The following is a 25,554-nucleotide window of genomic DNA, read 5'->3' on the forward strand; positions in this document are numbered from 1 at the left end:
GTGACTACCAGCGCACGCGGTAGATGGCGGCGCGGCCCTGGCGGGACTCGACCACGGTGGTCAGGCCCTTCACGCCGGTGGTCATCGTCCCGTGGTGGCAGATGGAGCCGATGAACTCCGGGTAGGTCCCGCCCTCATTCACCTTGATGCGGTAGTCCGAGTCCGACAGCCGCTCCACCTCCACGTGCAGGAAGTTGCTGCCGGAGGCCAGGTTGCGCGACGTGCGCTCCAGGGCGCGCGCGGGGCCCAGCAGCTTCAGCACCGTTTGCAGCGCGCGGCCCATGTTCGTCTCGAAGTAGCCCACGACGAAGCGCTCACCCAGCAGCCACTGCGCCTCGTTCATGGACACGTTCGGAAACAGCTCCGTCGCTCCAATCTGCAGGAGCTTCTGCCAGATGGCGTTCGGATACGCGGGCTCCAGCTTCCGGTCCAGGTCCAGCCCGGCGTCCTTCAGCTTCGCGCGCAGCGGGCCTTCCAGCCGGCCCTTCAAGGCCAACAGCAGACCTTCGACCGTATGGCCGAAGACGATCTCCGAGGGGTTCGACACGAGGGGCTCCTCCGCCACGGCTCGGGGGATGACGTGGCTTGGGTGCCCCCTGGTTAGTCCGAACACCGACTTGTGAACAACCCCTACATCCCCGGGGTGATGACGATTTCGCGGTGAGGACAGTCGCACCTCCCCGCCGTCAGAAGCGGCCAGGCAGGCCCCACGTCAATGATTGCTCAGCGGTCCCAGGGACACAGGCAATCCAAGGTGGGGGAGTCTCATGAGCTGGAGCATCCACATTCCCGCGGTGAACACGCTCAAGCTCGCGCTGGGCAACGCCGCTCACGAACAGGCGCTGGGCCACGCGGAGCTGAACGGCAACAAGGCCATCCCCATCCAGGGAGGCCAGGTGTCCCTCACGGGCGCCCTCAAGGTCCCCGTCGAGCTCTTCAACGACCGGAGCGACAAGGACGCGTACGGCATCATCGGCGTGCCTCCGAAGCAGCTGGACGGCGCCTCGGTGGAGCCCCTCTTCTCCCCGGACGGGACCGCGTGCTGGCTGAAGTACGCGGCGGAGCTGAGCGCGGAGGCCAACGGCCAGGGGAACTTCCCCTTCGTCGAGTTGAGCGGCGGCGGATCACTCCAGGTGAAGGTGGCGGACTACCGGCACCACGCCGCGACCCAGATCCTGGAGGCCGCGCTGGGCTCGGACGCGAAGTCCCTGCGCCTGCCCTTCGTGCTGGGGGATGTGCAGGCACTCCAACCCGGTGATGCCCTGTCGTTCCAGACGCGCGTGGCCCTGAAGGCCGGAGTGAAGGTCTCCTGGTCCGCCATCAGCACGTCCCTGGTGGGGGCGCTCGCGAAGCGGTTGGCCGGGCAGCTGGTGTTCGAGCTGAAGGCGGAGGTGGGCGCGTCCATCGGCGGCACCGTGTCGCTCCAGGACGAGTTCCGCATCGTCTTCTCACGGCCGAAGGACGGACCGTTCCGCGTGTCGGTCCGCAAGGCCACCTCGGACTCCGCGGCGGCCCAGATATCCGCCGGGGTCTCGCTGGGGTACTCGTCGCCGCTGCTCGCCTCCATCCTGGGCGCCGTGGACGCGAAGGTGCAGGACGCGTTGAAGATCGTCGACGGACTGGAGCAGGGCTCGCTCACGCCCGCGCTCCTCCAGGTCGCCGCCGCGCTGCTGAAGCAGCTGGGGTTCCACAAGCCGGTGGAGGCCACGCTCGCGTCGGTGACGGCCGCGTACGAAGAATTGAAGGACTTCGTCGAGAGCGTGGTCAGCGGCACGCTCAAGGCCGGCTTCGAATACGAGTACGCGCGCAGCACCGAGGACGCGACGCTCCTGGAGCTGGAGGTGCCCGTGGAGGAGCTGGCGGGCGCGCACGGCGCGTTCGTCTCCGGCGACCTGGCCTCCATCCAGCACCGGGTGAATGACGCCTGGCTGCGGCGCTACTTCCACATGAAGTCCGTGGAGTCCCAGCGCGTCTGGGGCCTGGGCCTGGGCTGGCGCGACGTCAACTTCGCCTCGCAGGAGGACCGGCGGAAGCTCAAGGCCGTCGTCCAGCACGCGTCCCGCGACCACCGGCAGGGCCCACGCCGCTACGCGTTCCTGGGGGCGCGCAGCTACACGAGCTCGGGCGTGCTGTACGGGAAGACCTCCCGCTGGGGGCTCGACTTCAGCGCCCAGATGCCGCGCTTCAGCCTCACGCCCAGCGCGGACGAGTTCGAATACTCCTTCTTCGCCCAGAGCCAGGTGGAGGACGGCCTGTCGAAGGAGCTCATCCAACGCGCGGTGGACGCAGCCACCGTCTGGGGCGCGGTCCGTCCGGAGGACGCGCCGGCGCTGGTGGACCGCCTCTTCCGCGCGGCGCCCGCCGGCACGAAGACCGAAACGCGGCTGGACCTGCGCGTGGACAACCCCAGCTTCCGGCGGCTGCTGGCGAAGCTGGGCTCCGAACCCGCCTTCGAACGCAACGCCTTCGCACGAGCCCTGGCGCGAGCCATGCCCCGGGCGAGCCAACCCGTGCGCACCAGTCTCCAGCGCAGGGAAGAGCTCTACACGCCGCTCTGGGACGCGTACCTCAAGGACGGGGCGAAGGACTGGACGCTCGACCGGGCGAAGGCGAGCGTGGCCTGGCACCTGAAGAACCATGCAGGACCGGACGGCTTCGTCGCGTCGCACTGGGAGCAGAGCGGCGGGACGGGCACGTTCTCGGATGTGCTCGTGCAGTCGTCACGCTACGCAGGCGACATCGGGAGCCAGCCGTACGGGAAGGTGTACGTGTTCTGGAGGGACCTGCTCGACAAGCTCATCGCGCTGAACAAGGCCATCCATTCGGAAGCCGTCATCGCGGAGAACGACGCGACCTCCGCCGTGCAGCAGGTGTTCACGTCCCTGGACGACCTGGCCTGCGACGACTTCCGCGTCACCGCGTTCGTCGCGTGGATGGATCAGCTCGCCATCCGGTGGAAGCTGGGGTCGGGCATCCAGCGCCTGCTCCAGGTGCGCGTGGGAGCGCAGGAGTTCGTCATCTCCCACGGCTGAGCACGGGGCCGCTACCAGCGCATCCGGTACGTCGCGGAGGGCCCTTCGCGGCCCTCCACCACGGTGGTGAGCCCCTTCACGCCGGTGGTCAACGTGCCGAAGTGGCACAGGGCCCCGATGAACTCCGGGTGGATGCCGCCTTCATTCACCCGGAGCCGGTACTCGGTGGCGGCCAGGCGCTCCACGTCCACATGCAGGTAGTTGTTGCCGGAGGCCATGTTGCGCGTCGTGCGCTCCAACGTGCGCGCGGGGCCCAGGAACTTCAGCACGCCCTGGAGCGCGCGGCCGATTCGGGTGGCGAAGTAGGCCGTGACGAAGCGCTGGCCCAGGTGCCAGTGCGCCTGCGCGACGGAGTGATGGGGGAAGAGCACCTGCGCCCCCAGGAGCAACATCTGGTGCCACTGGTCCCGGGGATAGGCGGGCGCCAGCTTCTGGTCCAGGTCCAGCCCCACGGCCTTCAACCGCGTCCGGAGCGGGCCTTCCAGATGCCCCTCCAGGGCCACCAGCAGGCCTTCGACGGTGTGGCCGAATACGACCTTCTCTGGAGTACGCACGAAGGGAGGCTCCTTCTCCACGGCGCTGGGGATGCGTCCTTCATCGGTAAACGCGGACGGACCCGGGAACAACCCATCCATCCCTTCGTGCAGCGGGCTTTCCACCAGCGGACGGCGCAACTTCACGAAGCCCGTGGCCGCGGGGTTTCAGCTCCGGCACGGATGACGCGACGGAACGCTCACTTCCCGCACTCCCTCGCGCTCCAGGACCCCGCCGCCAGGTAGAGGCAAGCTCGCGCCCGGGCCTCCTGGACCTGGGGCGCATCCGGCCCCAGGTGGCGGTGCTCCCGCAGGAGCTTCGCGAGCAGCTCGCACGCGTCCCCGGACTTCATGGCGCAGGCCAGCTCCGAGCGTGCGAGGGCGGCTTCCAGGTCGCGGGGAGCGCCCGCGACCCTCTCCTCGCTGGAGCGCTTCGCCAGCTGCCAGCAGGCGTCGCTGCTGCCATCGGAGCACCCCTTCTCCGCCACCCGGAGCTCTTCCTCGAGGTTGCGCTCGACCGTGGCGAACCGGCTGCCTTCGTTGGCCTGACGGTACTTGAGGGCCAGGTCCGCGCAGGCATCCGGGTCGCCCGCGTCGCAGTCCGTCCGCAGGTGGCGCACCCGCAGGACGTCCTTCGGCATCGGCTGGCCCAGCGCTTCGCAGGCGTCCTTCATGCGCGCCTTGCAGGCCTGGGCCTGGATACCAGGGATGCTGCCTTGCGCGTCCGCCCTCAACGCCTCCGGCCCCGAGGCGGCGAGCTTCCGCGTCATGGCGAGGAACAGCACACAGCTGTTCGTGTCCTCATGTCCGAGGCATCCGTCGCGCCAGGCCTGAATGCCCTTCCCCAGGTTCGCGTACGGGCGGGGGGTGTTGGTCAGGGCCATGCCCAGCAGGTTGCACGCATCGCCGCCGTCGCGCGCTTCGCACCCCGTCTCCAGGAAGGCGAGTCCCACGAGTGGAGCCGGTCCAATCTTCAAAGCCTCATCACCGGAGGACAGCACGCTCCAGAGCCGCACGCAGGCGGCGGGCGCGCGTTTCAGGCATGCGTCCTCCAGCAACTTCATGCCCCGCTTCACATCCACCTGGAGCCCGGCGCTCCCCTCCAGCAGCACCGCCCCCAGCCGGGCGCACGCATCCCCTTCGCCCTTTCCGTCCTGGCACTCCTCCTTCCAGCGGTCGACGGACGCGCGCGGCGCGGGCTTCGCGTTCGCGGAGACCTTGCCCGCATCCAGTTGGAGCGACTGCAACACGGACTGCTTCGGCTTCTCCGGAGCGGTCTTCGCCGGGTCCAGTTGGAGCGACTGCAGCACGGACTGCTTCGGCCCTTCGGTCTTCGCGCCGTCCGCCGTGAGCCCCAGCATGCGCCGCACGTCGCCACAGGCCTCCGGCACCTCGTGGTCGCACGCGCGCTGGTAGTACATCGTCGCGCGGCCGGGGTTCACCGCCACGCCCGCGCCCTTCTCGTACGCGGTGCCCATCATGTGGCACGCCATGCCCAGGCCCACGCCGGTGCCCAGCTCACACATGGCGCGGACCCCATCCAGCTTCGCGCCCTCCTCCGGCGTGACGGCGGGCGTGGGCTCCGGCTTCGCCACCACCGCCGCGTTCGCGGACGTGCACGCCTCCTGCGCTCCCATGCCGCACGCCATGCGGAAGTAGCTGGACGCGAGCCGCGCATCCTTGCGTGTACGCACGCCCTGGTCGAACTCGCGCGCCACCGTGAGACAGGCGACCCCAAGGCTCCGGTTGCACGCCTGCACCAGCATCCCCATGCCCGCCGCCACGTCCTGCTCGACGCCGAAGCCGCCCATCAGCTTCAGCACGCCCAGGTTGTTGCACGACAGCCGGTCATCCCCGGCGCAGCCGCGCTCGTAGAGGCGCACCGCCTGCGCGAGGTCCTTCGCCACGGCCCGGCCCTCGCCGTACAGCAGCGCCAGGTGGCCGCAGCCCTCCGGCAGGTCCCGCTCACAGCCCCGTGCGTACAGGCGCGCCGCTTCCGCCTCGTCCTTCGCGACGCCCCGCCCCTCTTCCTTCAACACCCCCAGCGCCACGCACGCGCGCAGGTCGTCGCCGTTGCAGCCCAGTTCATAGAGCGTCGCCGCGCGAGCGACGTCCTTCGTGACGCCGTCGCCCACGCGGAGGCGCTCGGCCTGTTCGAAGCACGCCTGCGCCAGCCTCCCACCGCAGGTGCGCTGGTACAGCGTGGTGAGCTCCTGTTCGGACTCCGACTTCGTTTCGTCCGAGGAGCCATGGGCACAGGCCGCGAGCAGTGCGAGGACGGGCACGACCCGGCACGCGAAGAGGAGCTTCACTGAGGGCATGGGTGGATCTTTCCACTCCGTTCCCCTTTCCGTCGAGGACCCCTGCCGTCTCCCGAGCCCCACCCCGCGTGGCTTCCTATGATGAGCACCATGCACGAGCCCCCTGTCCCCTGCGGATCTCCTCCAGCCGCATCGGAGGGTGCTCCCCCGGCGTGGGCGCTCATCCTGGGTGCCTCCTCCGGCTCGGGCGCTGCCATCGCGGAGGCCGTCGCGCGAAAGCCGGGGCTGAACGTCTTCGGCGTGCACCGGGGCCGCTACCCGGACACCGCGCGCGAGATGGAGACGCGCGTGCGCGACGCGGGCCGGGACGTGCACCTGCGGCAGGCGGATGCCTCCACGCCCGAAGCCGCCGAGGCCGGCGCGGACGAGCTGCTCCAGCGCACCGGCCCCCGCAGCGTGAAGCTGTTCGTGCACGCCATCGCCGGGGCGTCCGTGGGCCGCTTCCTCTCCGAGGGCCCGGACCGCCTGCACCCGCGCCGCATCCAGCGCACGTTCGACTGCATGGCGCACTCGTTCGTGTACTGGACGCAGGCGCTTGTTCAACGCGACCTGCTGGCCCCGGGCGCGCGCCTGCTGGGTCTGCAGAACCCGCTGGACGAGACGCACCTGGGCAACACCGGCCTCATCAGCGCCGCCAAGGCCTCGCTGGAGATGTACGTGCGCCACCTGGCCATGGAGCTGGGCCCCAAGGGCCACCGCGTCAACCTGCTCAAGTTCGGCACGGTGATGACGCCCGCGCTGCGCCACGTCTACTCGCCGGAGGCGCTGGCCCGGCTGGAAGCGCGCCACGCGGCCATGAACCCCGCGGGGCGCATGGGCACGCTGGACGAGGTGGCCCGCTTCGTCACCGTGCTCGTGGGCGACGACGCCGCGTGGTTCAACGGCGCCACCATCGACTTCACGGGCGGCATGACGCTGAAGCTGCTGGACCTGGTGCTCAACCCGTGACGGCCGGAACGCGGAACGTGAGGCAGTAGTAGAACGGTGACACCTGTTCCTCGATGACGTCTTCGGCGTTGCGCGGCAGCAGGTCGCGAGGGCTCTTCGCGTCGCGTGTGTAGAACGTGAGGGCGCGGAAGGCGGCGCGCTGGAGCAGCGACGGACGGAAGGCCGCGTCCAGCTGCTCGTCCACCACCACCAGCGGAGTGCCGGGCCGAGCCACGCGCGCCATCTCCCGCAGCGCCACCGCGGGCTGGCGGTAGCCCCCAATCCCTCCGACGTGGAAGACGCGGTCGAACAGGCCGTCCTTGAACGGGAGCGCGTGCGCGTCCGCCACCATCAGCCGCGTGTCCTTCACGCCCCGGCCCTTGCGCAGCCGCTTCTCGCAATGCGCCAGCATGCCGGTGCTCAGGTCCAGGCCCCACACCTCCACGGGCAGGCCCGGCGGCAGCGCGCCCCGGATGCGCGGCAGGTTCGCGCCCGCGCCCACGCCCACCTCCAGCACGCGCACGGGCTGTCCGTCGTCGTGCGGCTTCAGCGCGCCCAACTCCAACCTGCGCATGTACCCGTCGCGCATCCGCGATTCGGAGACGGACTGGAACAGCGGCGTCAGCACCGCCGTCAGCGGGTCGTGCAGCGCGGGGAGCCCGTCGTAGACATGGCGCATCAGGCGGTCCGTGCCCTGCACGCGGTCCTCGCGGTACAGCCGGGCGAGCCCGTCCGCCACCTCCCACGTCTCGCCGCAGCTACCGCAGAGAAGACGTCCCTCGTCCAGCCGGTCGTCCTCGCTCTGCCCGTGCCACACCAGTTGGCCCCGGCAATCCAGGCATGCCAGCAACGCCACGTCCCGCAGCCACATCATCGCTTCGTCACCCTGCCGTCCCTTGTTCGGCCAGGGTCCGCGACAGGTCCTCGCGCGCCCCCAGCCGGGTGAAATCCTCCGCCGCGCGCCGCAGCAACTCCGCGCGCTCCGCGTCGTCCGAGGGCAGATGCCGCGCCCACTCCAGCCGAGCGCGCGCCGCCTCGTAGGGCATGCCCCGCGCGTCCGACTCCGCGAGGCAGCGCTTCCACGCGCGGAAGGCCTTGCGGTGCTTGCCCGCGAGCCACGCCTCGCAGCCGCGCCACAGCCACGCGGAGGGCTCGCCGAAGGGGAACACCCGCGCGAAGCGCTCCACCTCCTGGAGCGCGGACCGCGCGCTGTGCGTGAGCGCCTGCAATCCGGGCCCTGGCGTCTCGCGCGCCAGGAGGGTGAGCAGCACCTCCGCCACCGCCGTCGCGCCGAAGTAGACGAAGTGCGCCACCGGCTTGCCCGCGGACAGCCGCACCAGCGCCTTCTCCGCCGCCGCGCGAGCACCCGCCGTGTCGCCCTCGCGCAGGCACAAGAGCGCCAGCGTGCCGTCCACGATGATGCGGTCGGTGGCGCCGCCGTGCGCCTCCGTCCACGCGAGCGCCGGCTCCAGCGCCACGCGGGCCCGAGCGTGTTCGCCCAGCCGCAGCAGCATGTGCGCGCGGTAATGCTGGGCCCAGTGCTGCGTCTGCGCCGAGCCCCGGCGCACCGCGGACGCCTCCAGCCAGTCCATCAGCGGCAGGCCCCGCGCGAACTGGCCGCGGTACATGGCGGACACGGTGAGCAGCGCGCGGCACTCCTCCGCCAGCCGCAGGTCCCCCACCGAGTCCACGATGGCCGTCGCTCGCGAAAGCCACGTCTCCACGTCCTGCCAGCGCGCCTGGTACACCGCGCACACCGCGTTGCGGTTGAGCACGTAGGCCAGGTCCGCCGGGCGGCCCACGCTTTCGGCCACCTCCTGCGCCCGCTTCACCCACGCGTCCGCCACGCGGTGCACCGGCACCGTGCCCGCCACCACCGCCATCACCGTGTAGCCGCGCGCCAGCTCCGGCGTGGGCCCCGCGGGCTCGCACAGGTTGAGCATGCGCAGGCCGCTCCAGAGCACCGGCAGCGCTTCCTGCGCGTAGATGAACGCGTCGGTGAGCCGCATCAGCAGCCGGCCCGCCACCCGCCGCGACTCCCGGCGCCGCCTGGAATCATCCACGTACGCATCCGGCCGGGCACTCTGCGCCAGCCGGGACAGCGCCTGCGTCAGCGTGCCCAGCACCCACGCCACGCGCGACGAAGGCACACGCCATCCGAAGTGCGCGAGCGCCGACTCCGCGTGCACGCGGAAGGCCTCCAGGTCTCCCAGTTGGAAGCGCGCCTCCGCGAGCAGCGCCTCCACGCGGCCCCGCTCCAGCGGCGTGGCCTGGGGCGCGACCGCCAGCGCCCGCGAGAGCAGCGGCACCGCTTCCCGGCACGCACCCACCGCCAGCGCCTCCTCGCCCGCGATCCGCGCGTGGTGCGATTCGCGGGCCGCGTCCCCGGCCTGCCCCCAGTGGTACGACAGCGCGGCGGCGTGGCCCGTGGGGTGGGCCGCCTCCAGCGCCAGGGCCGCGCGCCGGTGGAGCGCGGGGCGGAGCGTCGGGGACAGGTCCTCCAGCAACCTTTCGCGCAGCTTGTCGTGAGCGAAGCGCCAGCGGCCGTCGGCCACGTCCAGCACCGCCGCCGCCGCGCAGTCGGTGAGCCACGCCTCCACGTCCACGCCGGGCGCGGCCCGCTCCAGCACCGCCAGGTCCAGCTCCCGGCCCAGCAGCGCCGCCACGTCCAGCAGCTCCCGCGACTCCCGAGGCACCTTCTCCAGCCGGCGCTGCACCAGCGCGCGCATGCCACCCGCCCACACGCGCTGGGGCAGCGCGACGGCGCCCAGCCGGTCCAGGCCCCCCGCGTCCTCCGCGAGCGCGCGCACCACCTCCACCAGCAGGAACGGATTGCCCTCCGACTCGCGGCGCAACAGCGACACCACGTCGGGCCGGCGGCCGACGGCGCCCAGCATGGACTCGCCCAGCTGGGCGATCTCCTCCGCGTTCAGCCGTTGCAGCCGCAGCACGCGAGTGCCGGGCAGGTGCTCCGGCAACTGCGGGGACTCGTCGTCGCGGAAGCTCACGAGCAACAGCAGCGGCAGCCCCGGCGACCTCGCCGCGAGCTGCGCGAGGAGCTGGAGGGATTCGGCGTGCGCCTGATGCAGGTCCTCCAGGATGACCACGGTGGGCTGCGACAGGCGGGCGAAGAGGTCCTCCACCGTCTGGTGCAGGCGCAGCTGCGCCATGTCCGCGTCCAGCTCCGGCGCGGCGGGCACCTCGCGGCCCAGCAGCGCGTCCAGGTCCGGCACCAGCGACCGGAGCACGCGCGCCTCACGGTCGGAGAGCTCCGTGAGCATGGGCAGCCAGCGCAGCACCGCGCGCCACTCCTGGTAGGGCACGCCGCCGGTGTCCACCGCCTGGCCGCGCAGCACCATCGCGCCGCGCACCAGCGCCAGCGAGCGCACCTCCTCCAGGAGGCGCGACTTGCCCACGCCGCTCTCGCCGCCGATGAGCCACGCGCCGCCCTGGCCCGCCATCGCCGCGTCGAGCACGTCCGTCAGGTGTTCGCGCTCCGCCACGCGGCCCACGAAGCGCGCGGACTGGAGGAAGCTCTCGCGCGTGGCGGCGGACTCGGCGGGCCGGGGCTGGCCCACGGCGTCGCTCAGCGCGGTGATGACGGCCTCCGCGTCGCGCGGCCGGCGGTGGGCTTCGGGCGCCACCAGCTGCTCCAGCAGGGCCTTGAGCGCGGGCGGGAAGCCCGGCGTGGCGAACACCTGGCCCGCGTGGGGCAGCCGGCCGAAGAACATCTGGCACGCCATGGCGCCGAAGCCGAACAGGTCGGTCAGCTCGGAAGGGGGCTGGTCCTCGAAGAGCTCCGGGGCCAGGTAGCCGGGGGTACCCGCGGGCTGCGCGCGGCGGCCCTGCTGGTCGCGCCCCACGGCCAGGCCGAAGTCCAGCACCTTCACCTGGCCGCGCACCACCAGCACGTTCCCGGGCTTCAGGTCGCGGTGGATGATGCCGCGCCGGTGCAGGTACGCGAGCGCCTGGAGCGTCTGGATGAGCAGCCCCACCTGCGTCGCGAGGGGCGCGTCCGTGCCGGCCTCCACCAGCGTGCGCGCGTCCTCCAGCAGGTCCATGGCCAGGTAGGGGCGGCCCTCGGCGTCGAAGCCGTAGTCCAGCACGCGGATGACGTGCGGGTGGCGCAGCGACACCAGCGTCTGGAACTCATGGGCCAGCGACAGCGCCATGCCCTGCGTGGCGAAGGCGGAAGGGGTGCCCCGGCCGGGCCGCCGCGCCAGGTCCGCCACCGTCTTGTGCAGCCGCTTGAGGGCCACCGGCCCGGACAGTCCGTCCTGCGCGCGCCACACGGTGCCCGCGCCGCCGCGCCCCAGCAGGTCGAGGATGCGGTACCGGCGCCCCACGACTTCCGGATCCATGCCCGGAGACGTGTCGATGTCCGGGGCGTCCGCCCGGGAGGAGGTCTGACAGGAGGGGGGGTGAGACATGAGGGGGAGCCGCCCTACGTACGGATGAGGATATCCCCCCTTCTCGTGCGGGAGGGGGATTGAATGCGTCCGGGGCAGCCGAAGCAGTAGGCGCTTCGGACCCTGGGGAGCAACCCGGCGGGCAGGGCCCGGAAGGGCTCCTTCCCTCTGAAGAGTGGAAACACCATTTCTTGATGCAGGGAGGACACCGGATGGCGGGCTACGACTTCGACTTGTTCACATTGGGCGCGGGGTCGGGCGGCGTGGCGGCCAGCCGGCGAGCGGGGGCCTCCGGGGCGAAGGTGGCCATCTGCGAGGAGGGGCGCGTGGGCGGCACGTGCGTGCTGCGCGGGTGCGTGCCCAAGAAGCTGCTCGTGTACGCGGCGCACTACCGCTACGACATGGAGGACGCGGCCGGCTACGGCTGGACGGTGAACAGCCCCGCGTTGGACTGGAAGAAGCTCCAGACGGTGAAGGCGAAGGAGCTGGACCGGCTGACGGGCATCTACGGGCGGCTGCTGCGCGACGCGGGCGTGACGCTGGTGGAGGGCCGGGGCCGGGTGGTGGACGCGCACACGGTGGAGGTCGCGGGCAAGCGCTACACTGCGGAGCGCATCCTGGTGGCCACGGGCGGGCGGCCCTACCTGCCGGAGGTGACGGGCATCGAGCACGCGCTCACGTCCGAGCAGGCGCTGGAGTTGCCCACGCTGCCGCGCCGGGTGGCGGTGGTGGGAGGCGGCTACATCGGCGTGGAGTTCGCGGGCATCTTCGCGGCGCTGGGCGCGAAGGTGACCATGCTGATTCGCGGCGACACGGTGCTGCGAGGCTTCGACAACGACATCCGCGCGGCGCTGACGCAGGAGATGCGCAAGAAGGGCGTGGACATCCGCCCGGAGACGTTCGTCCAGGACATCGAGAAGCGCGAGGACGGCACGCTCAGCCTGCTGACGCGCATGGGGGACACGCTGGAGGTGGACGCGGTGCTGTACTCCACCGGCCGAGTGCCCAACACGAAGGGCCTGGGCCTGGAGGAGGCGGGTGTGAAGCTGAATGAGCGCGGCGCGGTGGTGGTGGACGCGCAGTCACGCTCATCGGTGGAGAGCATCTACGCGGTGGGGGACGTGACGGACCGGCTCAACCTCACGCCAGTGGCCATCGCGGAGGGCCGAGCGATGGTGGAGACGCTGTACCGGAACAACCCGGTGACGATGGACCACGAGAACGTCCCGTCCGCGGTCTTCAGCCAGCCGCCCGTGGGCACGGTGGGGCTCACGGAGCGCGAGGCGATGGAGCGCCACGGCAAGGTGGACGTCTACGTCTCCAGCTTCCGGCCCATGAAGCACACGCTGACGGGCCGGGATGAGCGGTCGATGATGAAGGTGGTGGTGGAGCGAGGCACGGAGCGCGTGCTGGGCTTCCACATGGTGGGAGCGGATGCGCCGGAGATCATCCAGGGGCTCGCGGTGGCGCTGAAGTGCGGCGTGACGAAGAAGCAGCTCGACGCCACCGTGGGCATCCACCCCACTGCGGCGGAGGAGTTCGTCACGCTGCGCGACAAGCGCCCGGATCCGTCCGAGAGCGCCACGCTGCTGGAGCTGGGGCGAGAGGTGGTGGCCACGCCTCCGGGGGACACTCGTAAGTAGTCACGCCTCTTCGTCGGGGAGGAGCATGCGGAGCAGCTCGTCGTCAGGGCCCAGGGGACGCCAGCCGGGAGGCGGAGGGTTGGCGAGAAGCGCGTCACCGGCCCGCCTCATGCTCTCCTTGTGGGTTTCTGGGGTGAAGCCGGCCCACAAGCCAAGTGCCTTGGCGACCTTGAAACGATTGGCGTCATCCAGCACGGCAGGCCAGCCGTCGGGCAGGCTCCTCCAAAGTTCGCGCACGAGTTGCCCGCGCACCAAGCGCGTAACCCGATGACTGCGCTCTGCTTCGGCTGCCAGTCCGCTGAAGACCTGCGCTCCGGCGATGTCGTCAGGCCCCAACTCCCTGGCCAGCGCAACCAATGAGGCTGTAGGACGTGCCTCGGCAAAGGCAGTGAGAGAATCGTAACCGCGCTCGCGGACCCGCTCGTACAAGCGGACTCGCCAATTGCCCTGCCATGGGCGTCCATCGGTCATCGGTCAGCTCTCCAAACACTTCGCTCACCAGCTTGAAAGTTCGCGGCTCCCGCTCAGGCTTCCTTGTCAGGCATGAGTGTCCGGAGAAGTTCATCGTCAGGGCCTAGAGGGCGCCAGCCCGCTGGGGGTGGGTTGGCGCGAAGCGCGGCCATGAGCTGATCGGCACGCTCCAGGTGGGTCTCTGGAATGTGCCCGTACCAGCAGCCGAGTGCCTGGGCGACCTGGAAGCGGTTTTCGTCGTCCATCGTGGTCGGCCAACCGTCAGGAAGTCCTTCAGACAATTCGCGCACGAGCACATCACGAGCAAAGCGTGTGACTTGCTTGCGACGCTTCGCTTCGTCGAGCAGCTCTCTCAACACCTGGATCCCGGCGATGTCATCCTTCCCGAGCTCCTCGGCGAGGAGGTACAGCGGGACGGCAGGTCGCGCCTCGGCAAAGGCCGTCAATGAGCTGAAACCACGCTCGCGGACCCTCTCGAACAGCCGAGCCTTCCAATTGCCCTCCCAAGAACGGTCCCCGCTCATCTCCTTCTCCCAGGAACGAAGTTCATCGGGATCTTATGATTTCTCATGTTTCTTGCGACGATCCGCAGGATCTCATTTCGCGTCAACATCCGCCCTGTCTCGCTCTCAGCCTTGTTGAGTGCCAGCATGATCATTCGGTTCCATTCGCCGGGCCACTCGCGGCCCATTCCCCAGTTACCGCCGCCATGAATCGCCTCGTGGTGGGCCTGCTCCATCCGGACACAGAATTTGTCGATGTCCATGTCGCCCTTGAATCCGCGCCGCTCGAACCATTCACGGTGCTCTTGAGGCAGCACATGATGCTTCGGGGCATCGGACATGCCCGCCCCTGCCCTGCCGGTTTCGTGCATGCCGCGCACCTCAGGACTGTCCCCCAACGCATCGCGCACGCCCTTGGGCAGGTCCCGAGGCGCCTGCGCCATCAGCACCTGTCCGCCATGGATGAGGACGGCGGAGCTGACAGCAGGAACGGAGATGACGCCCGCCCTTACGAGCCTCCGCATCATCTCCACCCACTCGGCGGAGACCACCAGCCGCGAGCCCGTCATCACTCCGCCCGAGCTCATCACGAAGCCCACGCCCAGCGACGCAGGCGCTGAGGGAGGCAGCCGCGGCAGCGACACCTTCAGCGTGGAAATCATGGCGACCATCTCCACCGCCCGCACCGCCGCGAGGACCTGCCCACCGAGCTTCATACTCGCGCGGGCCTCCCGATGAATCGCGTCGAATTCACGGGTCAGCTTCCCCATCAACTCCGGCATCGCAATCGCCGCCGCCTCCACCCGCTCCGGGTCCTGGGAGGCGAGGTCCGCGAGAACAGGCTCCATCAACTCCTGCACACGATGCAGGTCGACGAAGAGCTTCTCGACACTGCACGTCGGACAGTTCTGGAGCACCGCATCCGCGAGGTGGAGGAAGTCCACCCAGGTGGCCAGCAGCAGGCTGCCGAACAGGGCCGCCTGGAGCTTCGGCCCCGTCATCCGCAGGAGCCCCTACTCCATGTCCGAGTTCCCCACATCCGAAGCCACGCGTGTCAGCGCGGTGGCACTCCCGAGCGAACCCTTCATCCACTTCACCTGACTGGAGCCATGGTCGAGGTAGCGGGTGAAGACACCGTTGAGGCTCCATCCCACGAGGGGCGGTGGACGGTCCGCCAGCTTGGAGAGCGCGGCTTCAACGCCGCCCAGGGAGCCCTTCACGTCGGCAATGCCCGCGAGGACTGCATCACGCGTCAGTGCATCGCTGTCACGTACGCCCTGACGGCGCAGCGACCGTTGCTCCGGTCCAGAGAAGACGGACGTTCCACTCGGCGCGTAGCTCAAGTTCCGCGGACGCGGCGAGGAGGCACATCCCGTAGCCAGCAGCACTACGACCAGCATCAGCAACATCATTCTCATACGCGCCTCCCAGGAATGCCCTAGCGAGGGCAGCAAAGGATACGCGTCTGACGCTCAGCCCTGGTCGGCCCACTTCGGAAGACCACAGCGCAGGCACTTCCGTGTGAAGGAGTTCCTGTAGTTCCCGTCGAGAAAGAACCGCTCTCGACAGCGGGGACATCGGAAAGCCCCCGCTCGAATCGATGCAGTAATGGTGAACAGCATCGACCCCAGCACGAAGGCAAACAGGATTCGCCTTCCTCCTGGAAGCCCCTGCAGGGCCCATCCCACGACAGGGACGAGCGGAAAGAGCAGGAACCCCACGAGCACCAGACGGTCGCGCCGCCGCAGGTCCTTCCACTGTTCCCGGTAACTGGAGGCCATGGCAGCCCCTTTAGTCCGTCTCGCCCAACTCGAAAGCCGATGTGCCCGTGTGGTGCTTGCGCTTCGTGAGCTGGTGCTCATCACGGAGCTGGTTCTCGTAGAAGGGCAGGTGCTCCGCCGTGCGGACCTTGCGCAGCGCGCGGATGGTCTCGTGCTCCGTGGTGTTGCTGTAGCCGTGCTTCGCGTGCACGTTCGTGTACGGCTGGGGCTGCAACACCATCCGCGTGGGGTAGCGGTTCTGCAGGATGTGGATGAGCTCGTGCCCGTACACGATGAACGCCGGCGCGGGGATGGGGTGCTGGTCGCGGGAGTAGTTGCGCTGCGTGCTGTCACGCAGTCCCGAGCGCAGGCTGAGCTGTGAGCCGCGTCCCCCGCTGGGGCGCTTGCCCGCGAGCCCCGGCGCGGGTTCGCTCAGCAGGTAATCCTCGCCGTGGCCGTCCTCGTCGTACCAGCCGATCTCCACCTCCATCGCGCCCATGCGCGGGCTTAGCGCGTCACGTGCCTCGGCCAGCTCGGCGTAGGGCCTGGACGTCGACGCCAGGCGGCTGCGCAGTTCGCCCCACGGCTCATTGCCTCGCCGCGCGGATTCCTCGATGCGGGACAGCTCCTGGGTCATCCCTTCGTATTCGGCCTCCAGGCGCTTGAGCTCATCGGAGGTCGCCTGCAGCCGCTGCTTGTTGACCACCACCTTCTGCCGGAAGTTGGAGGAGGGCGTGAAGGCCTGGGTCAACACCAGCGTCACCGGCCACTCCGGATCCGCCTCCGTGTCCCTGAGGATCCACCGCATCAACTCCCGGCCATGCGAACGGGACAGCAACCGGGCGTGGATGGCGCGCACCTCGCGGTTGCCGCGCGCGTATTGCGCACCGGTGGGCAGCTTCACCGCGCCCGTGCCGTTGCGCAGCGCATTCCAGTCCGCGTCCAGCTGGTTCAACGCGGCGGTCCCCAGCGTCCCGCGGTCCGGTGTGTAGAGCTTCAGGTTGTTCACGTGGACGTAGTCCACCATCTCGATGTGCGCTTCCTGGATCTCCACCAGGAGCTGCATCAACAGCAGCCGCGACGCCGTGGAATGCGCGAGCCGCTCCTGCTCCACGTCGCAGAGCCGGTACAGCAGATGCTCCGCCGTATCGAGCGCCTTCAGCTTCGCGTCCACCCACGTCTGCTTGCCCGTCAAGAAGTACGAGGCCTTGCCCCAGCCACTCCAGTCCGCATGGAACGCATCGAGCGCGGCGCAGAACGGCCGGATGAAATCATCCAGTCGCGACACGAGGGGCAGCAGGTGACGGGGATCCATCCCCAGATCCGACTTGAAGTCCGCCGACGTGCTCAACGCCATGTCCGCTCCCGGTGTCTCGACGGAGCGGGACGGTAGCACGCGGCTTCCTACTCACAGGCTCGGGCCCGGGAGAGCAGGTACTCACGTTGCGGAGGCGTCCGCGCCAGCGCCGCGGCCTGACGGAAGCAATCCGCCGCCCTCCCCCGCGCCCCTACCTGCTCCAGCAGCATGCCCTCCACGGCGAAGCGGTACGGATACCGCCGCAGCACGGCCTCCGAGCGCAACGGCCCCAACGCCTCCAGCGCCTCGGCCGGCCCGCGCACGCGCGACAGCGCCACCACGCGTCCCAGCGCGACGATGGGCGACGGCTTGAGAGCCAGTAGCGCGTCGTACAACCGCAGCAACCGAGCGCTGTCCTCGGGCCCCGGTGTGGACGTCTTCGCATGCACGAAGGCGATCTCCGCCTCCAGGTGCAGCGGCGTCAGTACCGTCCCCATGGAAGCGCGCAGGTGCCAGAGCCCTCGAGACATCAAGAGGGGCGAAGACTCCGTCCCGGTTCGCGCCTCCTGCGGCACGAACGCGCCCCGCGCATCCACGCGGCCCGGAAGCCCCGCGGTGCGGAAGCAGAACAGCGCGGCCAGCGCATGGCCCTCCGGCGTCGCGGTCCCCGCGTGCGACAGCAACACCTCCGCCAGGCGCAGCGCCTCCAAGCACAGCTCCGCGCGGGACAGGTCGTGGCCCTCGGAGGCTTCGTAGCCCTCATTGAAGAGCAGGTAGAGCGCGGCGTGCACCGCGCCCAGCCGCTCCGGTAGCGCCTCGGGAGAAGGCACCTCCAGCGTGGCTCGACAGGCGCGCAGGGTCCGCTTCGCGCGCACCAGGCGCTGCGCCACGGTGGGCTCGTCCGCGAGCAACGCGGCGGCGACCTCGCGCACGGAGAAGCCACACGCCACCTTCAGCGTGAGGGTCACCTGCATCTCGCGGGAGAGCGCCGGATGACAGCACGCGAACAGCAACCGCAGCGCATCATCCGGAAGCTCCGCCACGAAGCGCGTGGGCTCCTCCGTCGGCGTGGCCTCCTCCACGGATTCCGAGTCCTCCGGCACCTCCGGCGCGCGCTGCCGCAAGAGGTCCGTCAGCCGGTTCAGCGCCACGCGCAGCAGCCACGCGCGAGGCTGCTCCGGGATGCCGTGGAAGCCCCACGTCCGCGCCGCCTGGAGCATGGCGAACTGCACCGAGTCCTCCGCCAGGTCCAACCGCCCCAGCCCCACGCGCCGGGCCAGGGCCGCGACGAGCCCCGCGGACCACTCGCGGAACGCCAACTCCAGCGCCTGCGTCACGGAGGACACGCCGTCAGACCTCTTCGATGGCGCGAAGCTCGACCTCACCGCCGTAGCGCAGGTGCGGACACGTCCGGGCCAGGGCCACTGCGGCGTCATACGAATCCGCGGACAGGATGAAGAGGCCGCCCACCACGTCCTTCACCTCCGCGTACGGCCCGTCCGACACGAGCAACTGTCCGCCCTGCTGCTTCAGGCGCCGGCCGCCCTCGTCGCGCAGCTTCTCGCCCTGGAGCAGGCGCCCCTCCTGGAGCAGCCCGTCACTCCACCGGGCGTACTCCTCCACGATGGCCTGCAACTCGGCGGGGGACATGGCGGCGAAGTGGGCGGGGTTCTCGTGCAGCAGCATCAGGTAGCGGGCCATGGGACGGACCTTTCGGGAGACAGTTGGGGGTTTCGCCGAAAAAGACGGCCCACGTCGCCGGAGATCGACATGCCTACCTCACCACCCTGTGCGCACACCCACACCGTGGACAGAGAACACTCGTCTCGTGCTCACGGGTGACACGTCACCCCGGGGTGCCTACCCCTGAAGGTCAGGAGGCGCGGGCAACGGACGTGGACAAGGGCGGGCGATGGTTGGTGGGAATGATGGGGGCGTTGCTGCTCGCGGGATGTCCGTCCGCGTGCAACACGAAGGAGTCGTCACGTCCATTCCAGCTCACGGGGCAGGTGGGGTCGCGTGGGGCGGGCTTCGCATCGGCGCTGTACCAGACGACGGGCGTGCGGATGGAACCGCGCAACCGCATCCGGTGGGCGAACAACGGCGCCGTATTCGACGTGATGGTGGAAGAAATCGGCCGGGCCCGCGCCTCCATTCACATCGTGATGTTCATCTGGCGGCCGGGCCGTGCGTCCGACCGCATGATTGAAGCGCTGGCCGAGCGCGCCCGGAAGGGCGTGCACTGCCGCGTGCTGGTGGATCCGCTGGGCAGCGGCCCCTTCGAGACGGAGGTGAAGCCCCGGCTGGAAGCAGCCGGCTGCGAAGCGCACCTGTTCCGCCCGCTGCCAGCGGACGAGAACCTGGCGCGCAACCACCGCAAGATTCTCGTGGTGGACGGCAAGGTGGCCATCACCGGCGGGCTCGCCATCCAGGACGAGTGGCTGGGCGACGCGCGCAACGAAAAGGAATGGCGAGACACCAACGTGCGCGTCCAGGGCCCGGTGGTGGCGCAGCTCCAGCAGGCGTTCGCGGAGAACTGGCAGGAGTCGACGGGCGAACTCTTGCCCCAGACGGACTTCCCCACGCTGTCGGTGGAGCAGCCCGGCCTGGACGCCGCGGGTGAAGGTTGGGCGGCCTTCGTCAGCAGCACGGCGAACCCGGAGGTGACGCGCGCGGAGCGGCTGACGCAGCTGATGGTGAAGGCGGCGAAGAAGCGGCTGTGGATTTCGCAGGCGTACTTCACGCCCAACGACGCGCTGACGGCATTGCTGGTGGAGAAGGCACGCGCGGGAGTGGACGTGCGGGTGCTGGCGCCGGGGGACAAGAATGATCAGCGGGCCATCACGCTGCTCCAGCGTCAGAGCTACGACACGCTGCGGGCGGCGGGCGTGCGCCTCTGGGAGTACCAGCCGTCGATGATGCACGCGAAGACGATGCTGGTGGATGACCGGCTCATCCTGGTGGGGTCCATCAACTACGACGCGCTGTCGTTCAATCTGCTGGAAGAGGGTTCACTCGTACTGGAGGACGTGGAGGCGGCACGTCAGCTGGAAGCCATCTTCCTGGACGACCTCACGAAGGCGCGCGAGGTCCAGGCCGAGCGCGCCGGACGTTGAGGCTGGCTGTCCGCTTTCACGCGTGCCCCCTGGAAACAGTGGGCAAGGGGCGGGCCGTGTGCTCAAGAAGCGCTCCAGGGGCCGCGAGGTTCGCGGCCGGGAGGCATCGCCATGAGCAGCGCAGCTCCTCGTCATCTCTTCGTCGCGGGCGCCACGGGCGCGACGGGCCGCACGCTGATGCGGCAGGCCCTGGCCCAGGGCGTCTCCGTGACGCCGCACGTGCGCCCCAAGAGCGCGAACACGGAGCCCGCGAACCACTGGCCGAAGAAGGCGGTGCTGGAGCTGGCGGACGGGCCCGCGCTGGTGGAGGCGATGAAGGGCAGCACGACGGTGCTCCAGCTCATCGGCACGATGCGCAAGCGCTTCGCGGCGGGGGACACCTACGAGACGAGCGACATCGGCACCACGCGGCAGCTGGTGGACGCGGCGAAGGCGGCGGGGGTGGACCACTTCGTGCTGCTCACGTCGGTGGGAGCGGGAAGCCCGGTGGGCGCGTACCTCAAGGCCAAGGCGGAAGCGGAGCGCATCGTCCGGGAGAGCGGCATCCCCTACACGATGGTGCGGCCCCCTGCGCTGGAGGGCGAATACCACGCACCGCCCGGCATCCTGCACACACTGGGCAAGCTGCCGCTGCTGCACCACCTGAAGCCCATGCACCTGGATCAACTGGCCGCCGTGCTCCTGCGCATCTCGGAGCGACGGGCACCGCTCGACACGGCCCTTGAGGGCAAGCGCCTGTGGGCGGAGGTCGAAGCGGTAGGCCGGTAGCTGTCAGACCCTTCAGGTAGGAAGGTTCCTCCGCGACCGAGGAGGAACCATGGAAGCCGTTACCGTTGAAGAGGTCTTTGAACAGGCATTGAAGTTGCCCCCTTTGGAACGTGCCTGGCTTGCGTACAAGCTGCTGCTCAGCCTGGATGAAAACACAAGCGGCAGTGACGCCTCGCAGGAAGCCTTCGATGACTCCATGAGCATTGAAGACGTGCAGCGAAAAATCGCGGAGCACTTGAGACGTACGCGAGAGCAGCTTTAGGCCCGCGCCTACTCCTTCACAGCGCCAGCCGTGAGTCCGGACACGATGCGCCGCTGGAACAGCACCGTGAGCACCACCAGCGGCAACGTGGCCACCACCGACGCGGCGGCGATTTCTCCCCACGGTTCCTTGTACTCACTGGCGAAGAGGCTGATGGCCACCGGCACCGTGCGCTTCTCCGGCGTGGACAGGAACGTCAGCGCGTAGAGGAACTCGTTCCACGCGAAGATGAAGACCAGGATGGCCGTCGTCGCCAGACCCGGCGCAGCCAGGGGCAACAACACCCTTCGGAACGCACCCACCGGCGTGCACCCATCCACCCGCGCCGCCCGGTACAGCTCGTCCGGAAGCTGGCGGAAGAACGACGTCAGCACCCACAGCGTCAGCGGCAGCGCGAACGTCGTGTACGGCAACGCCAGCCCCACCAGGCTGTCCCTCAGCCCCACCGCGTTGAGGATGAGGTACAGCGGGCTCACCGTCGCGATGGGCGGGAACATCGACACGCCCAGCGCCGCGGACAGCAGCAGTCCCCTCCCCCGGAACTCCAGCTTCGCCAGCGCGAACGCCGCGGACGCGCCCACCGTGAGGCAGAACACCGTCGTCAGCGTCGCCACCACCAGCGAGTTCAACACCGCCCACAGGAACGGCCGCCCGAACAACACACTCTCGTAGTTCGCCCCCGTCAGGTGCGACGGCCACGGCCGGGTCAACTCCCCGTCCGGCCACAGGCTCGTGAGCACCTGCCACAGGAACGGTCCCAGGAAGAACGTGAGGAACGCCACCACGGCCAGCGCCGTGCCCAACCCTGGCCGCTTCATCGCCGCCCCTCCTCGCGCCCCAGCCAGCGCAGCCACACCACCGCCAGCAGCACCACGCACAGGAACGTCGCCACCGACAGCGTGCTGCCGTACCCGAAGTCCCCGGAGCGCATCAGCGTCTTGTACGCGTAGATGCTCAGCGTCTCCGTCGTGTTCGCCGGTCCGCCCTCCGTCAGCACGTAGATGGCGTCGAACACACGGAACGCATCCAGCGACCGGAACAGCACCGCCAACAGCAGCGCGGGCTTCAGCAGGGGCATCGTGATGGACCGGAACTGCCGCCACCCCGACGCCCCGTCCACGCGCGCCGCCTTGTAGAGGTCCTCCGGAATGCCCTGCAGCCCCGCCAGCACCAGCAGCGCCACGAAGGGCGTCGTCTTCCACACGTCCACCAGGATGGCCGCGTGCAACGCATACCCCGGCGCCCCCAGCCAGTTGATCTCCGCCCCACCCAGCAGCCGGTTGATGAGCCCGTAGTCCGGGTTGAACATCCACGCCCACAGCCGAGCGCTCACCACCGTGGGAATCGCCCACGGCACCAGCACCGACGCGCGCAACAAGCCCCGCCCCGGGAACGCGCGGTTGAGCAGCAGCGCCAACGGCACCGCGAGCAGCAGCTCCACCGTCACCGCCACCGCCGTGAAGTACGCCGTGTTCCCCAGCGCGGACCAGAAGCGAACGTCCCCCATCAGGTAGGCGTAGTTCTCCAACCCAGTGAAGCGCCGCTCGCCGAACACCAGGATGAACCGGTGCAGGCTCAGCCATATCGCCGCCAGCACCGGGTACAGCGCCACCACGGCCAGCACCACCACCGCGGGCGCCACCAGCAGGTACGCCTGCCGCCGCTCCCGAGCCTGCGAACCCGCGCCCCTCATTCCTCCTCCGGAGGCTGCTCACCGGTCAGGTGATCCACCTGCTTCTGCGCCCGCGTGAGCGCCACCTCCGGAGTCCGCAGGCCCGCCACGGCCGCGGAGAACTCGCTCTGCAGCACGTCCGCGATGAGCAGGTAGTACGGCGTCACCGGCCGGGGGCGAGCCCGCACCAGCGCCTCCTTCAGGCTCGCGATGAACGGCTCCGCCGCACGCAGCTCCGGGTCGTCATACAGGGCCATCCGCGGCGGGTTGCGCGCGTAGTGCAGCGCCAGCACGCGGTTCGCCTCCGGCGACGTCAGGTGAGCGATGAGCCGGGCCGCGGCCTTGCGCCGCGCGGGCGAGACATGCGCGTTCACCGCGAGCTGCCACCCGCCCAGCGTTCCCCACCCTGGCTGTCCATCCTTCGTCGGCAGCGGCGCGATGCCCACCTTGCCCCGGATGGGAGAGCCCTCCGCCTGCGCCTCGCTCCACGCATAGGGCCAGTTGCGCATGAACACCGCGCGGCCCTCCTGGAACACGCGCCGCGACTCCTCCTCGCCAAAGCCCGTGACCGTGGGAGGAGACAACCCGTCCGCGATGAGCCCATGCAGGTACGCCAGCGCCTCGCGAGCGGCCTCCGTCTCCAGGAGCACGCGCCCGTCCTCGCCCAGGGATTGCCCGCCGTGGCCCCAGATGGCCTCGTACACGTTGCAGGTCAGGCCCTCGTACTGCCGGCCCTGCCACACGTAGCCCTGGATGCCGGGCGTCTTCGCCATCGCGTCGCGGGTGAAGCGCCGCAGCTCCTCGTAGGTGCGCGGCGCGCGAGGCACCAGGTCCGTGCGGTAGTAGAGGACGCCCACGTCCACGTACCAGGGCACCGCGTACGTGCGCCCGTTCATCACGACTGCGTCCACCGGCCCGGGCAGGAACTCCTGGCGCAGGCGCTCGGGGGGGAAGTCCTCGGACAGGTCCGCCACCCAGCCCGCGCGAGCGAACTCCGGCACCCAGACGACGTCCGCCACCAGCACGTCGAAGTCCGTGGCCTGGCCCTGCAACGACGTGAGGAAGAACTGGTGCGCCAGGTCCGACGAGTTCGGCAGCGCCTCCGTCACCAACTCCACGTCCGGATTGGCGCGCTCGTACTGCGCCAGCAGCTCACGGAACGGCTTCGGGTCACCCCACAGCGGCTGGAACTTGAAGACGATGCGAGTGCGGCCCCCCGTGCCCGCCTCCTCGGACGAGCGCCGGCAGCCTCCAACAGCGAGGCCCAGCGCGACAAGGAGGACAAGGAGGCGGCCCATGCGCCCGGATGACTCCAGCGCGAAGGCCCACCGTCAACGACAAGCCCCGCGCCCGGTCATCCAGGTGACACGGGCACCAGGGCCCCAAGCCCTGGAGCGAACAACCGCCGGGCCGTGGCCCCCACCGCGCGGCACGCGAGCGCATCCACCGCGCCGCCCACCAGCCCACCGGCCAGCGGCACCACCTTCGACAGGTTCACGACGCCCTTCTGCGACGCCTTGCTCACCAGCCGGAAGCCCACCGCGCGGTTGATGCTGCTCAGCGCATGCATCGGCACGGCCTCCAGCGCGCGCATGCCCAGCTGCTGGCTCACTTCGATACCGGCCTGCTTCACCACTTCCTTGCCAATGTCCCCCACGATGGCCAGCAGCGTGAGGGTCCGCACGCGGTCCTCCTCCACGTCATGCCCGTGGATGCGAGCAATGGCACCCACCAGCCGCGCCTGCACCATCCACGACACGCCCAGGCCCGCGGGCAGCGACACCGGCAGGGTGAGCAGGCCGCCCAGCCCGGCCAGGAAGCCCGTGGTGAACAGCTTCCCCGTCTCCCAGTGGATGAGCGAATTGATGCGCGCCTCGTGGTCCGCGTAGCGAGTGTCCCGCAGGTACTCGTCCGCCAGCCCCGTCGCGCTACACAGCGGCCCCAGACCATCGAAGCCCGCGTTCAGCACGGCGTTCACGACTTCCAGCGGCTTCGACATGCGTCCATCCTCCACGATGAGGCCAGCCCCGCATCCTAACCGGCGGAGGTCCCCTGCTGGAGCGGCCCCTCCTTGTCCGTCCTCCAGGCAGGCACGCGAACCCCATACGCGGCGTCCCACGCGAGCCTGCCGGCCCGTCGAGGTCCGAGCCATCCCACGCACGGGGTATGGCCAAACCCACGCAATGGGTTGAAGCATGAATTCTTGCCACGCGGCCGGCCTGAGACAGCATCCGCCGCCAATCCCAGACACCCCGAAGGAGCCCTGGATGTACGAGTATCACGTGGATGCCTTTGTCCCGCCCGCCCCCGGCTGCAACTCCACGGACCCAGGCTGGAACCCCAAGCGCTGCGGCGACTTCGCGAAGTTCCTCAACAACTACGCCGCGCAGGGCTGGAAGCTGCACTCCAGCGAGTACCGCGCCGTCACCGCGACCAAGGGCTGTGGCACCGCGACGGGCTCCTGGCTGGTGTGCGTCTTCGAGCGGACGAAGCAGGAATGAGCCCGGGCCCTCCGCCCTGGGAAGGCAACCCCTACTCCGCCCTCGCCCTCTTCCCCGAGGAGGCCCGCGAGCTCCAGGCCGCACCCTCGCCCCAGCCCACCCGCCTGCCCTGGTGGCTCAACCCGCTGTGCCTGGTCGCGGTGGGGCTGGTCCTGCTGTACCGCCACGCGGTGCCCCACCGTTGGAAGCGGCAGTGCATCTACACGCCCACGTGTTCGATGTACGGGCTCCAGTCCCTGAAGAAGTACGGCCTCTGGCGTGGAGGCCTCCGCACCCGGGCGCGCATCCGGCGCTGCAACGACGTGCTGTTCCTCGGGGGAACCGACCTGCCCTGAGGCG

24 protein-coding genes are annotated in these 25,554 nt (G+C 69.8%); 8 read left to right on the forward strand and 16 right to left on the reverse strand.

Annotated features, from left to right (window positions below; genetic code table 11):
• Positions 1-4 precede the first annotated feature (4 nt).
• The gene (locus tag D7Y11_RS02015; protein ID WP_120574667.1) at positions 5-547 is read right to left on the reverse strand and encodes a DUF2378 family protein; all 543 of its coding nucleotides are present in this window, start codon (positions 545-547) and stop codon (positions 5-7) included.
• A gap of 220 nt (positions 548-767) precedes the next feature.
• Between D7Y11_RS02015 and D7Y11_RS02020 the strand changes: the two genes are divergently transcribed.
• Positions 768-3,032: a hypothetical protein gene (locus tag D7Y11_RS02020; protein ID WP_126932896.1), complete on the forward strand. Its 2,265-nt coding sequence runs from the start codon at positions 768-770 to the stop codon at positions 3,030-3,032.
• An 11-nt stretch (positions 3,033-3,043) separates the two neighbouring features.
• On the opposite strand, the gene D7Y11_RS02025 is transcribed toward D7Y11_RS02020, so the two are convergent.
• Both D7Y11_RS02025 and D7Y11_RS02030 read right to left on the reverse strand, forming a co-directional pair.
• Entirely contained in the window at positions 3,044-3,691 is a 648-nt protein-coding gene (locus D7Y11_RS02025; RefSeq protein ID WP_233607171.1) for a DUF2378 family protein, read from the reverse strand.
• 74 nt (positions 3,692-3,765) lie between these two features.
• Complete coding sequence (locus tag D7Y11_RS02030) at positions 3,766-5,886, reverse strand: SEL1-like repeat protein (protein WP_126932898.1); 2,121 nt, start codon at positions 5,884-5,886, stop codon at positions 3,766-3,768.
• A 90-nt stretch (positions 5,887-5,976) separates the two neighbouring features.
• Between D7Y11_RS02030 and D7Y11_RS02035 the strand changes: the two genes are divergently transcribed.
• Positions 5,977-6,834 (forward strand): SDR family NAD(P)-dependent oxidoreductase, encoded by an 858-nt coding sequence (locus D7Y11_RS02035; protein WP_233607172.1) that lies wholly within the window; start codon positions 5,977-5,979, stop codon positions 6,832-6,834.
• Here the strand turns inward: D7Y11_RS02035 and D7Y11_RS02040 are convergent.
• Positions 6,824-7,687, reverse strand: coding sequence for a class I SAM-dependent methyltransferase (locus D7Y11_RS02040; RefSeq protein ID WP_199753677.1), 864 nt, complete (start codon positions 7,685-7,687; stop codon positions 6,824-6,826). The genes D7Y11_RS02035 and D7Y11_RS02040 overlap by 11 nt on opposite strands.
• 7 nt (positions 7,688-7,694) lie before the next feature.
• Entirely contained in the window at positions 7,695-11,243 is a 3,549-nt protein-coding gene (locus D7Y11_RS02045) for a serine/threonine-protein kinase (RefSeq protein ID WP_126932899.1), read from the reverse strand.
• Between the two features lie 191 nt (positions 11,244-11,434).
• On the opposite strand from D7Y11_RS02045, the gene gor reads away from it, so the two are divergent.
• Positions 11,435-12,865, forward strand: coding sequence for a glutathione-disulfide reductase (gor, locus tag D7Y11_RS02050; protein ID WP_126932900.1), 1,431 nt, complete (start codon positions 11,435-11,437; stop codon positions 12,863-12,865).
• On the opposite strand, the gene D7Y11_RS02055 is transcribed toward gor, so the two are convergent.
• From D7Y11_RS02055 to D7Y11_RS02080, 7 genes are all read right to left on the reverse strand, one after another.
• Entirely contained in the window at positions 12,866-13,336 is a 471-nt protein-coding gene (locus D7Y11_RS02055) for an NUDIX hydrolase (RefSeq protein WP_120574652.1), read from the reverse strand.
• Between the two features lie 53 nt (positions 13,337-13,389).
• Positions 13,390-13,860 (reverse strand): NUDIX hydrolase, encoded by a 471-nt coding sequence (locus D7Y11_RS02060; protein ID WP_120574653.1) that lies wholly within the window; start codon positions 13,858-13,860, stop codon positions 13,390-13,392.
• Positions 13,857-14,783 carry a DUF2380 domain-containing protein gene (locus D7Y11_RS02065; RefSeq protein WP_233607173.1) on the reverse strand — a complete coding sequence of 309 codons (927 nt, stop codon included), beginning with the start codon at positions 14,781-14,783 and terminating at the stop codon, positions 13,857-13,859. Before D7Y11_RS02065 ends, D7Y11_RS02060 begins: the two co-directional genes overlap by 4 nt.
• A gap of 69 nt (positions 14,784-14,852) precedes the next feature.
• A complete protein-coding gene (locus D7Y11_RS44060) occupies positions 14,853-15,257 on the reverse strand; it encodes a hypothetical protein (protein ID WP_233607174.1) in 405 nt (134 codons plus the stop codon).
• A 373-nt stretch (positions 15,258-15,630) separates the two neighbouring features.
• A complete protein-coding gene (locus tag D7Y11_RS02070) occupies positions 15,631-16,956 on the reverse strand; it encodes a hypothetical protein (protein ID WP_126932901.1) in 1,326 nt (441 codons plus the stop codon).
• 47 nt (positions 16,957-17,003) lie between these two features.
• The gene (locus D7Y11_RS02075) at positions 17,004-18,242 is read right to left on the reverse strand and encodes an RNA polymerase sigma factor (protein WP_158624276.1); all 1,239 of its coding nucleotides are present in this window, start codon (positions 18,240-18,242) and stop codon (positions 17,004-17,006) included.
• 4 nt (positions 18,243-18,246) lie between these two features.
• Positions 18,247-18,597: a YciI family protein gene (locus tag D7Y11_RS02080; protein ID WP_120574657.1), complete on the reverse strand. Its 351-nt coding sequence runs from the start codon at positions 18,595-18,597 to the stop codon at positions 18,247-18,249.
• Between the two features lie 194 nt (positions 18,598-18,791).
• On the opposite strand from D7Y11_RS02080, the gene D7Y11_RS02085 reads away from it, so the two are divergent.
• The 3 genes from D7Y11_RS02085 to D7Y11_RS02095 all read left to right on the forward strand — a co-directional run bounded on the left by D7Y11_RS02085 (position 18,792) and on the right by D7Y11_RS02095 (position 21,042).
• Positions 18,792-20,012, forward strand: coding sequence for a phosphatidylserine/phosphatidylglycerophosphate/cardiolipin synthase family protein (locus D7Y11_RS02085; RefSeq protein ID WP_233607175.1), 1,221 nt, complete (start codon positions 18,792-18,794; stop codon positions 20,010-20,012).
• A gap of 111 nt (positions 20,013-20,123) precedes the next feature.
• The gene (locus D7Y11_RS02090; protein WP_126932902.1) at positions 20,124-20,780 is read left to right on the forward strand and encodes an NAD(P)-binding oxidoreductase; all 657 of its coding nucleotides are present in this window, start codon (positions 20,124-20,126) and stop codon (positions 20,778-20,780) included.
• Positions 20,781-20,829: 49 nt separating this feature from the next.
• Positions 20,830-21,042, forward strand: a complete 213-nt coding sequence (locus tag D7Y11_RS02095; protein WP_120574660.1) for a hypothetical protein — start codon at positions 20,830-20,832, stop codon at positions 21,040-21,042.
• Between the two features lie 8 nt (positions 21,043-21,050).
• Here the strand turns inward: D7Y11_RS02095 and D7Y11_RS02100 are convergent, their stop codons facing one another.
• From D7Y11_RS02100 to D7Y11_RS02115, 4 genes are read right to left on the reverse strand one after another with little or no spacing between them, the layout of a single operon-like run.
• A complete protein-coding gene (locus D7Y11_RS02100) occupies positions 21,051-21,860 on the reverse strand; it encodes a carbohydrate ABC transporter permease (RefSeq protein ID WP_014392992.1) in 810 nt (269 codons plus the stop codon).
• The gene (locus D7Y11_RS02105; protein WP_120574661.1) at positions 21,857-22,735 is read right to left on the reverse strand and encodes a carbohydrate ABC transporter permease; all 879 of its coding nucleotides are present in this window, start codon (positions 22,733-22,735) and stop codon (positions 21,857-21,859) included. The genes D7Y11_RS02100 and D7Y11_RS02105 overlap by 4 nt, the downstream gene beginning before the upstream one ends.
• Positions 22,732-24,012: an ABC transporter substrate-binding protein gene (locus D7Y11_RS02110; protein WP_126932903.1), complete on the reverse strand. Its 1,281-nt coding sequence runs from the start codon at positions 24,010-24,012 to the stop codon at positions 22,732-22,734. The genes D7Y11_RS02105 and D7Y11_RS02110 overlap by 4 nt, the downstream gene beginning before the upstream one ends.
• A gap of 56 nt (positions 24,013-24,068) precedes the next feature.
• Entirely contained in the window at positions 24,069-24,713 is a 645-nt protein-coding gene (locus D7Y11_RS02115; protein WP_121776939.1) for an EcsC family protein, read from the reverse strand.
• Between the two features lie 268 nt (positions 24,714-24,981).
• Here D7Y11_RS02115 and D7Y11_RS02120 point away from each other — a divergent pair, with 268 nt between their 5' ends.
• Positions 24,982-25,215 (forward strand): DUF4177 domain-containing protein, encoded by a 234-nt coding sequence (locus D7Y11_RS02120; RefSeq protein ID WP_158619458.1) that lies wholly within the window; start codon positions 24,982-24,984, stop codon positions 25,213-25,215.
• Complete coding sequence (gene yidD, locus D7Y11_RS02125) at positions 25,212-25,550, forward strand: membrane protein insertion efficiency factor YidD (protein ID WP_126932905.1); 339 nt, start codon at positions 25,212-25,214, stop codon at positions 25,548-25,550. Before D7Y11_RS02120 ends, yidD begins: the two co-directional genes overlap by 4 nt.
• Positions 25,551-25,554: the final 4 nt, after the last annotated feature.

It is taken from the genome of Corallococcus sp. AB018 (genome assembly GCF_003986945.1).
GTDB lineage: Bacteria > Myxococcota > Myxococcia > Myxococcales > Myxococcaceae > Corallococcus > Corallococcus exiguus.

Excerpts from the sequence above, each read along its gene's own strand:
- D7Y11_RS02020 (WP_126932896.1), top strand. The coding sequence starts at position 768 with ATGAGCTGGAGCATCCACATTCCCGCGGTGAACACGCTCAAGCTCGCG.
- D7Y11_RS02030 (WP_126932898.1), bottom strand. The coding sequence starts at position 5,886 with ATGCCCTCAGTGAAGCTCCTCTTCGCGTGCCGGGTCGTGCCCGTCCTC.
- D7Y11_RS02035 (WP_233607172.1), top strand. The coding sequence starts at position 5,977 with ATGCACGAGCCCCCTGTCCCCTGCGGATCTCCTCCAGCCGCATCGGAG.
- D7Y11_RS02040 (WP_199753677.1), bottom strand. The coding sequence starts at position 7,687 with ATGATGTGGCTGCGGGACGTGGCGTTGCTGGCATGCCTGGATTGCCGG.
- D7Y11_RS02045 (WP_126932899.1), bottom strand. The coding sequence starts at position 11,243 with ATGTCTCACCCCCCCTCCTGTCAGACCTCCTCCCGGGCGGACGCCCCG.
- gor (WP_126932900.1), top strand. The coding sequence starts at position 11,435 with ATGGCGGGCTACGACTTCGACTTGTTCACATTGGGCGCGGGGTCGGGC.
- D7Y11_RS02055 (WP_120574652.1), bottom strand. The coding sequence starts at position 13,336 with ATGACCGATGGACGCCCATGGCAGGGCAATTGGCGAGTCCGCTTGTAC.
- D7Y11_RS02060 (WP_120574653.1), bottom strand. The coding sequence starts at position 13,860 with ATGAGCGGGGACCGTTCTTGGGAGGGCAATTGGAAGGCTCGGCTGTTC.
- D7Y11_RS44060 (WP_233607174.1), bottom strand. The coding sequence starts at position 15,257 with ATGAGAATGATGTTGCTGATGCTGGTCGTAGTGCTGCTGGCTACGGGA.
- D7Y11_RS02070 (WP_126932901.1), bottom strand. The coding sequence starts at position 16,956 with ATGGCGTTGAGCACGTCGGCGGACTTCAAGTCGGATCTGGGGATGGAT.
- D7Y11_RS02080 (WP_120574657.1), bottom strand. The coding sequence starts at position 18,597 with ATGGCCCGCTACCTGATGCTGCTGCACGAGAACCCCGCCCACTTCGCC.
- D7Y11_RS02090 (WP_126932902.1), top strand. The coding sequence starts at position 20,124 with ATGAGCAGCGCAGCTCCTCGTCATCTCTTCGTCGCGGGCGCCACGGGC.
- D7Y11_RS02095 (WP_120574660.1), top strand. The coding sequence starts at position 20,830 with ATGGAAGCCGTTACCGTTGAAGAGGTCTTTGAACAGGCATTGAAGTTG.
- D7Y11_RS02100 (WP_014392992.1), bottom strand. The coding sequence starts at position 21,860 with ATGAAGCGGCCAGGGTTGGGCACGGCGCTGGCCGTGGTGGCGTTCCTC.
- D7Y11_RS02105 (WP_120574661.1), bottom strand. The coding sequence starts at position 22,735 with ATGAGGGGCGCGGGTTCGCAGGCTCGGGAGCGGCGGCAGGCGTACCTG.
- D7Y11_RS02110 (WP_126932903.1), bottom strand. The coding sequence starts at position 24,012 with ATGGGCCGCCTCCTTGTCCTCCTTGTCGCGCTGGGCCTCGCTGTTGGA.
- D7Y11_RS02115 (WP_121776939.1), bottom strand. The coding sequence starts at position 24,713 with ATGTCGAAGCCGCTGGAAGTCGTGAACGCCGTGCTGAACGCGGGCTTC.
- D7Y11_RS02120 (WP_158619458.1), top strand. The coding sequence starts at position 24,982 with ATGTACGAGTATCACGTGGATGCCTTTGTCCCGCCCGCCCCCGGCTGC.
- yidD (WP_126932905.1), top strand. The coding sequence starts at position 25,212 with ATGAGCCCGGGCCCTCCGCCCTGGGAAGGCAACCCCTACTCCGCCCTC.